The sequence below is a fragment of the Agromyces tardus genome, assembly GCF_003710805.1.
GTDB lineage: Bacteria > Actinomycetota > Actinomycetes > Actinomycetales > Microbacteriaceae > Agromyces > Agromyces tardus.
In genome coordinates this window covers 1-10,492 of the sequence record NZ_RHHB01000075.1, presented here as the reverse complement: position 1 = coordinate 10,492, position 10,492 = coordinate 1, and the positions used below count along the sequence as shown (strand labels likewise).

Sequence of the window (10,492 nt, the reverse complement as noted above, 5' to 3'; positions counted from 1 at the left end):
CGACGACGCCCGCGCGACGCCGCGCTCCGGCGCCGGCGGGAGCCGGGCGGCTCAGGCGAGCGGACGCGCGTCGGAGGCCCCGCCGTCGGGCCATCCGGGCCGCTCCGATGCGAGCCGGGCGACGAGCGCCCGCTGGCGGACGAGCACGAACGCGCCGAGACCGGTGAGCAGCACGAAGGCCACGCCGAGCGTCGTGAAGGCGAACCAGTTCGAGTCCAGCGCGAGCACGATCGCAGCCGACACCACGGCGATGCCCGCCGCGGAGAGCTTCGACCCCGCCTTCAGCCGGAGCGCCGGGCTGAGGCGGCCGTCGGGCGTGTCGCCCGGCGTGAGCAGCAGGTCGGCGAACGCGTCGACCGTCGCGAACAGTGCCGCCGCGTAGGTGAGGGCGCAACCCAGCGCACCCCAGAGGTTCGGAGCCTTCACCGCGGCCTCGGCCGCCTCGATCACGACGTCCATGGCGACAATCTACGACTCGCCGACCCCGCGCGACAGTGCGAGCGCCCGCCCGCTCCGAGCTCGCCGCGGCGCGCCTCAGGCGATCGAGCGCTCGAACGACTCCGGCACGTCATCGCCGAACGTGCACGCCAGGAGCTCGGCCGTGGCGAGGTCGTCGGTCGGACGCACGTCGAGTCCGATGAGGGTGTTGATGAGCATGCCCTCGGCGAGGAACGACCGGGCCTGCTCGGGAGTGAATCCGGCCTCCTGCCGCAGCATCCGGTAGACCTCGAAGAAGCCGCCGCGCGCGACCGGGCCGATCGCGGGGTCGGCGCCCATCATGAAGCCGTGCAGCAGGGTGAGCAGGACGCCGCGATCGCCGACCAGCTCGAGGTAGGCGGCACCGAGGCGCGCCTCGGCGGACAACCCCTCGGCATCGGCCTCGGCGAGCGCGGCGCGGAAGGTGCGCAGCAGCCGGGCGAGGGTGTGCCCCAGCGTCTCGATGAAGAGCTGCTCCTTCGTGCCGAACATCCGCACCACGTAGGGCTGGCTGATTCCGGCGCCCTTCGCCACCCGGTCGGTCGTGGCGGCGGCGTACCCGTAGCGCCCGAACACCTCGACGGCCGCGTCGAGGATCTGCACGCGCCGCTCGTCGGCGGGGATCCGGTCGGATTTCGCATTCATGCTTGACATGTTATCAGTCGATTACTACATTGCGTTGTAATCATTCGATTACTTCATTCATCACCGAAACGGAGCCGCAATGTCAGCCCGCCGCCGAGTCCCCATCGGGCTCGTCATCGCCGCCGCATCCATCCCGATGTTCATGGCCAGCCTCGACAACCTCGTCATCACCAACGCACTCCCCGTCATGGGCCCCGACCTCGGCGCCACGATCGAGGAACTGCAGTGGTTCATCAACGCGTTCACCCTCACGTTCGCGACGTTCATCCTCGGCGCGGCCGCGCTCGGCGACCGGATCGGTCGTCGCACGGTCTTCGTCGCGGGCATCGTCGTCTTCACCGCGGCGAGCGTGCTCACCGCGCTCAGCACCGAGCCCTGGATGGTCATCGGCGCCCGCGCCGTGCAGGGCCTCGGCGCGGCCGCGATCATGCCGCTCTCGCTCACCCTCCTCGCCGGGGCGGTCTCCGAGCGGATGCGTCCCGCGGCCATCGGCATCTGGGGCGGCGTCTCCGGTCTCGGCGTCGCGCTCGGCCCGCTCATCGGCGGCGCGATCGTCGAGGGCTGGAACTGGCAGGCGATCTTCTGGATCAACGTGCCGATCGGCCTCGTGGCCGTGCCGCTCGCCCTCGCGGTGCTCCCGAACTCGCGCGGCGCGCGGCGCCCCATCGACATCGCCGGCATCGCGCTCGCGGGGCTCGGCGTGCTCGGCCTCGTCTACGGCATCGTCCGCGGCAACGACGCGGGCTGGGACAGCCTCGAGGTGACCGGCTCGCTCGTCGCGGGCACCGTGCTGCTCGTGGCGTTCGTCGCCTGGGAGGCCCGCGCGAGCGCGCCGCTGCTGCCGCTGCGGCTGTTCCGCGACCGCAGCTTCAGCGTCGCGAACCTCGTGGGATTCGCGTTCAGCTTCGGCGTCTTCGGGGCGATCTTCATCCTCATCCAGTTCCTGCAGGTCGTGCAGGGCAAGACGGCTCTCGAGGCCGGCCTCATGACGACACCGTGGACGATCGCGCCGATGGTCGTCGCGCCGATCGCCGGATTCATCGCCCCGCGCGTCGGCACCCGGGTGCTCATGGCGGCCGGGCTGGCCCTGCAGTCGACCGCGCTGTTCTGGCTCGCCTCGGTGCTCGCGGCCGACGTCGAGTACTCGGCGCTCGTGATCCCGTTCGTGCTCGCCGGCGTGGGCATGGGCCTCGTCTTCGCCCCGATGGCGACGGCGGTGCTCGCGAACATGCCCGGCGACGACCACGCCAAGGCGTCGGGTGCGAACTCGACCCTCCGCGAGGTGGGCGGCGCACTCGGCGTCGCCGTACTCACCGCGGTGTTCGTGGGCGCGGGCGGCTCGCTCACCCCCACGGGCTACGTCGACGCCGCGATCCCCGCGGTCGCGACCGGCGCCGGCGCCCTCGGCCTGGCGTTCCTGCTCGCATTCCTGCTGCCCGCGGGGCGCTCCGGTGCGAGCGCGCGCGGCACCGAGTCGGTCGACGGTTTCGGGCGAGCGGATGCCGCATCCGCACTCGATGCGGAGTTCGGCGAGCCGGAGCCGGTGCCCGCCCTCCGCTGAGCGGACGACGACCGGGGGCGGGATCGGGCGGCTGCCCGGTCCCGCTCCGCCGTGTCAGCGCGCCCGCTCGTCCTCGAAGTACCGCTTGCGCGCCACCACGAGGCCGCCGAGGGCGGCGGGGATCGACGAGAGCAGCAGCAGCCAGAGCGGTGCGGTCCAGCCGCCCGTCGCGTCGTGCAGCAGTCCGACCACGAGCGGGCCGAGTGCGACCACGAGGTAGCCGACCGACTGCACGAATCCGCTCAGCGCGACGGCGCCGGTATGGGTGCGGCTGCGGAGGTTGATGAGCACGAGCGCGAGCGGGAAGAACAGCGGGCCCGTTCCGATGAGCGCGACCCAGAGCCACGTCGCCGCCGCCGGCGCGACAAGGAGTCCAGCGTATCCCGCGACGAGCGACGCCACGCCCACCGCGACGAGCGTGCGCACCCGGCCGTGACGGGCGGCGATCACGGGCACGAGGAGTCCGGCCGGCAGCCCCATCGCCGCGTAGAGCGACAGCAGCGCGCCCGCCTCTGCGGCACTCGTGCCGGCGGTGTCCGCGAGGATCGACGGCAGCCACGCGAACACGGCGTAGGCGTTGAAGCCGGCGACCGCGAACACGATCGCGAGGGACCAGGCGAGCGAGGAACGGGCCGCGCGCAGCAGCAGGCCGGGCGCGGCCTCCTCGGGGAGCACCGCCCGCGCCTGCCGGCGGGGATGCACGAGCAGCGCGATCCACGGCACGAGGGCGAGGGCCGCGACCACGGCCCACATGCCGATGGAGACGCGCCAGCCCGCGGCATCCGCCATCGGGACCGCGACGAGCGGCGGCACGAACGTGCTCACCGACAGGAGCGTGACGTAGATCGTCGTGAGGAGTGCGATGCGGTCGGGGAAGTAGCGCTTGACGAGTGGAGGCAGGAGCACGTTGCCCACCCCGACCCCGGCGAACAGCACGGTGCTCGCCGCGAGGAGTCCGAGCGAGGAGCCCGCGAGGCCACGGCCCGCCAGCCCTGCGATCATGACCACGAGCGCGGCGATGAGGGTGCCCTCGAGGCCGAAGCGACGTGCGATGAGCGGTGTGACGATGCCGAAGAGCGCATAGCAGAGCGGCGGGAGCATGCCGAGCAGGCCGACCTCGACGGCCGAGAGCGGGATGTCCTGCTCGATCCGGGAGAGGATCGGCGAGAGCGAGGCCACGCCCGTGCGCAGGTTGAACGCGACGAGCACGATGCCCGCGAGGGCGAGCGCCCGGCCGGCCCACAGCGGTCGGGACGGGGGCGGGCTCACGTTCCCGAGTCTAGGCTGGGGTCGTGGCCGACTTCGCCCGCTACCTCCCGCTCAGCAACCGCCCCCGGCACGACGAATCCGGGGTCACGAGCGACCGACGCGACGAGACCGCGACGGTGCTCGCGGCGCTCGCCGCACTGCTGCGCGCGACCGACGACGACACCTGGGCGCGCGCGACCGCGCGACCCGGCTGGTCGGTGGGCGACGTCGCGGCCGAGCTCGTCGCCGGGTTCGACCGGTCGGCCGCGCAGCGGGCACTGGATGCCGCGGGCCGCATCGTGCGCGGAAGCGAGGCCCGCCGCCTCGCCGAACTGCCGCGCCTCGAGGGCCCGGCTCGGGCCGCGCAGCTCCTCGACGCCCGCGCGCTCGCACTGCGCGAGCGCGAGCGCCGCACGGGCATCGCCGAGCTCGACGACGCGGTCGTCACGGCCGTGCTCATCGGCGACGCCGCCGGGCGACCGGTGCCCGTGCCGCCCGTGGCGTCGGGCGCGGTCGCGCTGCGCCGCGCGGCCGCGGCACCCGTGGAGATCCGGGCCGTCATCTCCGGGCACTCGCTGCACGCGACCGACGCGGGCTGGACGATCGGCCGCGGCAGCCCGCTCGTCGGCACGGCCGCCGAACTCGTGCGGTTCCTCGCCGGCTACGGCACGACGGCCCCGCGACCGGGCTCCATCCACGACGGCGATGCGGACGCGGGCGGCGCATCGGGCGGTCGCGCCGCCTCCGACTGAGCGCTCCCCGGCGCCGCCGGGCGACGCCCGTCTCGCGCCGCGAGGTGGCGGTCGCCCCGCTGCTCAGTGGACGAGCCCGCGCACCTCATCGACGTCGCGTCGCATCTGCACGATGAGGTCGTCGATCGTCGTGAACGCGACCATGCCGCGGATGCGCTCGACGAACTCGACGTCGACCACGTGGTCGTAGAGGTCGATGTCGCGGTCGAGCACGTACGCCTCGACCTGCTTCTTCGGCACGCCCTCGAAGGTCGGGTTGTTCCCCACCGAGATCGCGGCCGGATAGCGCACTCCCCCGTCGGTCAGCCAGCCCGCGTAGACGCCGTCGGCGGGGATGAGGCCCTCGGACTCGGGCGAGAGGTTCGCGGTGGGGAACCCGAGCTCGCGGCCGCGCGCCGCCCCGTGCACGACGAGTCCGCGCACGGTGGGCGTGTGGCCGAGCAGCTCGGCCGCGCGCCGCACGTCGCCCTCGGCGAGGAGCTCGCGCACCCACGTCGACGAGACCCGCCGGTCGTCGCTCGGGCGCACGTCGCCCACGACCTCGACGTCGAACCCGTGCTCCGCACCGAGCTCGGTGAGCAGCGCGACGTCGCCCGCCCCCCTCGACCCGAAGCGGAAGTCGGCCCCGACGAGCACCACGCGGGCGTGCAGGGCGTCGACGAGGATGTCGCGCACGAAGACCTCGGGCGCCAGCGACGCCAGCTCGCGGTCGAAGTGCAGAACGAGGGACGCGTCGACCCCCGTGGTCGCGAGCAGGCGCAGCTTCTGCGGGATGCTCACGAGCGACTCGGGGCACTTGTCGGGGGCGAGCAGCGCGAGCGGATTGCGGTCGAAGGTCACCGCGACGGCCTGCAGCCGGTCGCGCCCGGCGATCGAGCGCAGCCGGGCGAGCACGGCGCGGTGGCCGACGTGCACGCCGTCGAACTTGCCGATCGTGATCGCCGACGGGCCGAAGCCCGCCGGCACCTGGGCGACGCCGTCGAAGATCCTCACGAGGCGGCCCCGCTCCTGGCGGCGGATTCCTCGGACGCCGGCGCCGCGGCATCCGGCCGGTGCTTCGCGAGCCACCACATGCCGAGCACCGGCAGCACGAGCGGGATGAACAGGTACCCGCGGCCGTAGCCCGACCAGACCGTGTCGTGCGGGAACAGCGCGGGGTCGACGACGCTCAGCGTGCCCACGACGAGCACTCCGGTGAACTCGAAGATGATCGTGGCCCACGCGATGCGGTACCAGGTGCGACCCGGACGGGTGAGCGCGATCGTCGCGACGATGTAGACGACCGCGGCGAGCGCGGAGAGCGCGTACGCGACGGGCGCCTCGTCGAAGCGCTGCACGATCTGCACGAACGAACGGCCGGTGGCCGCGAGCGCGAGCACCGCGTAGACGGCGACGAGCACGCGCCCGATGCCGCCGAGGCGGCCCGGGCGTTCGGGGGCGGGTGCGGTGTCGGATGCGTCGCTCATGTCGTGTTCGATTCTCTCACCGTGATTCACGCCTGCTGCACGGTCCAGATCTGCAGCATGCGGTAGACCATGACCGCCACGGCGAGGGCCGCGACGCCGCAGACGACCGTGCTCCAGCGCCCGCGGTCGACGAGCGCCCAGAAGATCGCGGCGGGCGGGATGAGGAGTGCGCTCACGAGGTAGACGCCGAACTCGAGCACGCTGCCCGACGGGGTGTTGCCGAACGCCGGCGCGACGAGGGCGACCACCAGCTGCACGACGAGCAGCACCTCGACGAGCGCGAGGGAGCCGAGGGTGAGGTCGCTCGGCACGCGCCCGGCGAGGCCGAGCACGATGCAGAGGAGCCCGGCGGCGACGGCCACCGCGATCTGGAGCCACGTGAACCACTCGATCATGCGCCGTCCTCCTCGGGCGGGAAGCCCGTGACCACCTTGAGCTGCGGGCCGCGTCGCTCGACGATCGCGACGAGGCGGTCGCCGGGCGCGATGGCGGCGATCGGGCCGTCGACGTCGCGCGCGCCCTCGGGCACGTCGATGCGCTTGCCGTGCCCGAGGTCGACGGCGGCCTGCGGATCGAGGTCGACGGCCGGGAGTGCCCGGCGGGCGGCATCCGCGGGCCGGATGAGCCGCGCGGCGACGTCGTAGCCCTCGAGCCCGGCCGCCTCGTCGACGTGGAAGCGGCCGATGCGCGTGCGCCGGAGCGCCGTGAGGTGGCCGCCGGTGCCGAGCGCGGTGCCGAGGTCGCGGGCGAGGGCCCGCACGTACGTGCCCGACGAGCATTCGACGCGCACGTCGAGGTCGATGACGCCGTCGCCGTCGCGGCGCTCGAGCAGTTCGAAGACGGGCACGGTCACGGTGCGGGCGGCGAGCTCGACCTGCTCGCCCTCGCGCACCCGGGCGTAGGCGCGCTTGCCGTCGATCTTCACGGCGCTCACGCTCGACGGCACCTGCTCGATGACGCCCGTGAGCGCGGCCATCGCACGCGCGAGCTCGTCGTCGGCCACCGCGGCCATGCGATCTGCGGATGCCGCGGCGAGCGGCTCGCCCTCGGCATCGTCGGTCGTGGTGCCCCAGCCGAGCCGCACGGTCGCGAGGTACTCCTTGTCGAGCCCGACGAGGTGGTGCAGCAGCCGGGTCGCGCCGTTCGCCCCGAGGAGCAGGAGGCCCGTGGCCATCGGGTCGAGCGTGCCCGCGTGGCCGATCTTGCGGGTGCCGACGATGCGGCGCATGCGCGCGACGACGTCGTGGCTCGTGAGTCCCTGCGGCTTGTCGACGAGGAGGATGCCGCTGTTCACGCCGTCAAGGCTACCGCGCGGAGGGAACCCTCCCGCACGCCTACGCTGGAGCGGTGAGGATCGGGATCATCGGCGCCGGTGCGCTCGGCGGCACGTTCGCGGTGCTGCTCGCGCGGGCCGGCCACGACGTGGAGGTCACGGCGCGCGGGGCGAGCCTCGCGGCGATCCGCGAGGGCGGCATCGGGCTCACCGGTGGCTACGGCGAGGCCCACGAACGCGTGGCAGCCGGCGAGGTGCTGACGCAGCGCCCCGAGCTCGTGCTCGTGTGCACGAAGGCGCAGGATGCCGCCGCCGCGATCGCGGCGAACGCCGGCCTGGTCGACGGCGTGCCGGTCGTCGTCGTGCAGAACGGCCTCGAGGGCGTGGCCACGGCCGAGCGGCTGCTCCCCGCGTCGTCGTGCATGGGCATGCTCTCGATCATCGCCGCGAACTACACCGAGCCCGGCCGCGTGCGGGTCACGACGACCGCGGCGAGCTACCTGGGCCGGGGCGACGGCGAGCCCGACGACGAGTGCCGGCGCGTCGCCGCCGTGCTCTCGAGCGCGGTGCCGGTGATCGCGATCGCCGGGTTCCGCGGCGCGCAGTGGACGAAGCTCGTCGTGAACATGCTCAACGCGGTGCCGGCCATCGTGGGCCGGAGCGTGCAGGACGTCGTCGACGACCGGCGCCTCCGCCGGGTCGTCGCCGCGTCCATGCGGGAGACCGTGCGCGTGGCCGTGGCCCGCGGCGTGCGCTTCGGGTCGCTGCAGGGCCTCGGCGACCGCCGCCTGCGGTTCTTCGCGCGGCTCCCGCTGTGGCTCGGCCAGCTGCTGCCGTACTTCATGCGGGTGCGCATGGGCGACGTGCCGAACCTCGGCTCGACGCAGCAGAGCCTGCGGCGCGGGCAGCGCACCGAGATCGACTACCTCAACGGGGCGGTCGTGCGCGAGGCCGAGCTCGCCGGAATGGACGCGCCCGTGAATCGCGCGCTGACGGCGCTCGTGCACGAGGTCGAGCAGGCGGGCGCGTCGCTTCCGGCCGAGCGCGTCGTGTCGGCCGTGCGGGCCTGAGTCGCTCACTCGCGCTCGCGGGCCGCGATCGCGCCGGTCAGCAGCTGTCGAAGAACCGGCGCCGCGGGTGCTCGGGGTCGCTCAGGTCGACGACCACGGATGCCGCGAGCCGCGGGTCGGACTCGGCGTACGCGAGCCGGTCGGCGGGGTCGACCGGCTCGCCGTCGACCGCGATGCGGGCGTCCCAGAGTCCGCTGAGCCGCTCGCGCAGCAGGAACCGGCCGTCGAGCACGAGGAGCGCGTCGGCGGGCCCCGTGAGCCACTTCGGCTCGACCCAGGCGTCGCGGGACGAGTCGAAGAGCCGCGTGACGAACGCGGCCGAGCCGGCCAGCCGGAACGGCTCCACGAGCACTCGGCGCAGCGCCGACTCGTCGATGCCGTAGCGGTAGTAGCGCTCCGCCGTGTCGTCGCCGAAGACCGCCTGCGCCTCGCGCGAGCGGTGGAAGTCCTCGACGCTCGCCCGGAACACCGTGTGGTCGCGCTCGCGGAACACCTCGGCGAGGTCGTCGCCCAGCCGGGACTTGCCGCTGCGCAGCGGGCCGTCGATGGCCACGATCATGCGTCCGCGGCCGTAGTGCGCCAGGAGCTCGTCGGCGATGCCGCGGAGGAAGGTGACCCTGGGGGTCGTGACGAGGCGCATGCACCGAGCGTACGTCGCGGCATCCGCTCGCGTCGATGCGCGCGTCGATGGGACCTAGGCTGAACGGATGCCGCCCCGCGACGCCCGAGCCGAGTCGATCGCCGCGGCGGTGAACGCCTGGTTCGCGGATGCCGCGCGGCCGCTGCCGTGGCGCGCGGCCGACATCTCGCCGTGGGCGGTGCTCGTCTCGGAGTTCATGCTGCAGCAGACGCAGGTCGCCCGCGTGGTGCCGCTCTGGGAGGCGTGGCTGGCCCGCTGGCCCAGCCCCGCCGACCTCGCCGCATCGCCGCCGGCCGAGGCCGTGCGCGCGTGGGACCGCCTCGGCTACCCGCGCCGCGCGCTGTGGCTGCACGAGGCCGCGGTCGAGATCACCGAACGCCACGGCGGCGAGGTGCCCGCCGACCTCGACGCGCTGCTCTCGCTGAAGGGCGTGGGCCCGTACACCGCGCGGGCGGTCGCCGCGTTCGCGTTCGGGCTGCGGCATCCGGTGGTCGACACGAACACCCGGCGCGTGCTCGCCCGGGCCGTCGCGGGCCAGGCGGAACCCGGGCCGCCGGCGACCGCGCGGGACCTCGCCGCGATGGAGGCGCTGCTGCCGGTCGATCCCGACGCGGCGCACGTCTTCAACGCCGGTGCGATGGAGCTCGGCGCCACGGTGTGCACCGCCGCATCGCCGCGCTGCGGGGACTGCCCGATCGCCGCGCTCTGCGCGTGGCGCGCCGCCGGCTACCCCGAGTACGACGGGCCCCGCAAGGCCCGACAGGCCCCGTTCGCGGGCAGCGACCGCGAGGCCCGCGGGCTCGTGATGGCCGAGCTGCGCCGCGCGCACCACCCGGTCACCCGCGCGGAGCTCGCGGCGATCGTGACGGATGCCGCGCGGCTCGGGCGGGCGGTCGCCGGACTCGTCGCCGACGGCCTCGCCGTGGAGGAGGCCGGCGGGCTGCGGCTCCCGGACGCCTGACGCGCCGACGGCGCGTCAGGCGGGCGCCGTGCGCCGCGCCCTCGTCATCCCTCGACGAGGCCCCGCAGCACGTACGCCTCGACGGCGCCCTCGCGTCCCTTCACCTGCCGTTCGCCGAGCGGCTCGGTGATCGCGCCGCCGCCGAGCGCCGCGCGCGTCGCGGCGCCCACGACGACCCCGGCCACGGGCGCGTGACCCTCGAGGCGCGACGCCACGTTCACCGTGTCGCCGATGACCGTGTACGTGCGTCCGCCGCCCGTGCCGACGACGCCGACGGCGGCGAGGCCCGTGTTGACGCCCACGCGGAACCGCGGCCACCCCGGATGCGCCGCCGCGACCGCCCCGGTCGCCTCCTGCAGCGCGAGCGCCGCCCCCGCCGCCCGGCGCGCGTGCGGCTCG

13 protein-coding genes are annotated in these 10,492 nt (G+C 74.4%); 4 read left to right on the top strand and 9 right to left on the bottom strand.

Annotation, left to right across the window (positions count from 1 at the left end; translation table 11 throughout):
• Nucleotides 1-51: 51 nt before the first annotated feature.
• Both EDM22_RS18790 and EDM22_RS18785 read right to left on the bottom strand, forming a co-directional pair.
• Nucleotides 52-459 carry a hypothetical protein gene (locus tag EDM22_RS18790; protein ID WP_122938611.1) on the bottom strand — a complete coding sequence of 136 codons (408 nt, stop codon included), beginning with the start codon at nucleotides 457-459 and terminating at the stop codon, nucleotides 52-54.
• A gap of 75 nt (nucleotides 460-534) precedes the next feature.
• Nucleotides 535-1,122, bottom strand: a complete 588-nt coding sequence (locus tag EDM22_RS18785) for a TetR/AcrR family transcriptional regulator (protein WP_122938610.1) — start codon at nucleotides 1,120-1,122, stop codon at nucleotides 535-537.
• A 79-nt stretch (nucleotides 1,123-1,201) separates the two neighbouring features.
• On the opposite strand from EDM22_RS18785, the gene EDM22_RS18780 reads away from it, so the two are divergent.
• Nucleotides 1,202-2,683, top strand: a complete 1,482-nt coding sequence (locus tag EDM22_RS18780; RefSeq protein WP_122938609.1) for a DHA2 family efflux MFS transporter permease subunit — start codon at nucleotides 1,202-1,204, stop codon at nucleotides 2,681-2,683.
• A gap of 54 nt (nucleotides 2,684-2,737) precedes the next feature.
• Here the strand turns inward: EDM22_RS18780 and EDM22_RS18775 are convergent, their stop codons facing one another.
• Complete coding sequence (locus tag EDM22_RS18775) at nucleotides 2,738-3,952, bottom strand: MFS transporter (protein WP_122938608.1); 1,215 nt, start codon at nucleotides 3,950-3,952, stop codon at nucleotides 2,738-2,740.
• A 23-nt stretch (nucleotides 3,953-3,975) separates the two neighbouring features.
• On the opposite strand from EDM22_RS18775, the gene EDM22_RS18770 reads away from it, so the two are divergent.
• Nucleotides 3,976-4,683, top strand: coding sequence for a maleylpyruvate isomerase mycothiol-dependent enzyme family protein (locus tag EDM22_RS18770; RefSeq protein ID WP_122938607.1), 708 nt, complete (start codon nucleotides 3,976-3,978; stop codon nucleotides 4,681-4,683).
• A gap of 63 nt (nucleotides 4,684-4,746) precedes the next feature.
• Here the strand turns inward: EDM22_RS18770 and EDM22_RS18765 are convergent, their stop codons facing one another.
• The 4 genes from EDM22_RS18765 to truB are packed head-to-tail and all read right to left on the bottom strand — an operon-like array spanning nucleotide 4,747 to nucleotide 7,443.
• Nucleotides 4,747-5,676 (bottom strand): bifunctional riboflavin kinase/FAD synthetase, encoded by a 930-nt coding sequence (locus EDM22_RS18765; protein ID WP_122938606.1) that lies wholly within the window; start codon nucleotides 5,674-5,676, stop codon nucleotides 4,747-4,749.
• The gene (locus tag EDM22_RS18760) at nucleotides 5,673-6,149 is read right to left on the bottom strand and encodes a hypothetical protein (RefSeq protein WP_122938605.1); all 477 of its coding nucleotides are present in this window, start codon (nucleotides 6,147-6,149) and stop codon (nucleotides 5,673-5,675) included. Before EDM22_RS18760 ends, EDM22_RS18765 begins: the two co-directional genes overlap by 4 nt.
• A 26-nt stretch (nucleotides 6,150-6,175) precedes the next feature.
• Nucleotides 6,176-6,544: a hypothetical protein gene (locus EDM22_RS18755; protein ID WP_122938603.1), complete on the bottom strand. Its 369-nt coding sequence runs from the start codon at nucleotides 6,542-6,544 to the stop codon at nucleotides 6,176-6,178.
• A complete protein-coding gene (gene truB / locus EDM22_RS18750; protein WP_122938602.1) occupies nucleotides 6,541-7,443 on the bottom strand; it encodes a tRNA pseudouridine(55) synthase TruB in 903 nt (300 codons plus the stop codon). Before truB ends, EDM22_RS18755 begins: the two co-directional genes overlap by 4 nt.
• A gap of 53 nt (nucleotides 7,444-7,496) precedes the next feature.
• Between truB and EDM22_RS18745 the strand changes: the two genes are divergently transcribed.
• Complete coding sequence (locus tag EDM22_RS18745; RefSeq protein ID WP_122938601.1) at nucleotides 7,497-8,492, top strand: ketopantoate reductase family protein; 996 nt, start codon at nucleotides 7,497-7,499, stop codon at nucleotides 8,490-8,492.
• Nucleotides 8,493-8,529: 37 nt separating this feature from the next.
• Here EDM22_RS18745 and EDM22_RS18740 read toward each other — a convergent pair whose 3' ends face one another.
• Nucleotides 8,530-9,132, bottom strand: coding sequence for a nucleoside/nucleotide kinase family protein (locus EDM22_RS18740; protein WP_122938599.1), 603 nt, complete (start codon nucleotides 9,130-9,132; stop codon nucleotides 8,530-8,532).
• A gap of 67 nt (nucleotides 9,133-9,199) precedes the next feature.
• On the opposite strand from EDM22_RS18740, the gene EDM22_RS18735 reads away from it, so the two are divergent.
• Nucleotides 9,200-10,093, top strand: a complete 894-nt coding sequence (locus EDM22_RS18735; protein ID WP_122938598.1) for an HhH-GPD family protein — start codon at nucleotides 9,200-9,202, stop codon at nucleotides 10,091-10,093.
• Nucleotides 10,094-10,137: 44 nt separating this feature from the next.
• Here EDM22_RS18735 and EDM22_RS18730 read toward each other — a convergent pair.
• A partial coding sequence (locus tag EDM22_RS18730; RefSeq protein ID WP_138708140.1) for an adenylate/guanylate cyclase domain-containing protein occupies nucleotides 10,138-10,492 on the bottom strand: 355 nt, incomplete at its 5' end.

Coding starts and splice junctions, on each gene's coding strand:
- EDM22_RS18790 (WP_122938611.1), bottom strand. CDS start 459: ATGGACGTCGTGATCGAGGCGGCCGAGGCCGCGGTGAAGGCTCCGAAC.
- EDM22_RS18785 (WP_122938610.1), bottom strand. CDS start 1,122: ATGAATGCGAAATCCGACCGGATCCCCGCCGACGAGCGGCGCGTGCAG.
- EDM22_RS18780 (WP_122938609.1), top strand. CDS start 1,202: ATGTCAGCCCGCCGCCGAGTCCCCATCGGGCTCGTCATCGCCGCCGCA.
- EDM22_RS18760 (WP_122938605.1), bottom strand. CDS start 6,149: ATGAGCGACGCATCCGACACCGCACCCGCCCCCGAACGCCCGGGCCGC.
- EDM22_RS18755 (WP_122938603.1), bottom strand. CDS start 6,544: ATGATCGAGTGGTTCACGTGGCTCCAGATCGCGGTGGCCGTCGCCGCC.
- EDM22_RS18740 (WP_122938599.1), bottom strand. CDS start 9,132: ATGCGCCTCGTCACGACCCCCAGGGTCACCTTCCTCCGCGGCATCGCC.
- EDM22_RS18735 (WP_122938598.1), top strand. CDS start 9,200: ATGCCGCCCCGCGACGCCCGAGCCGAGTCGATCGCCGCGGCGGTGAAC.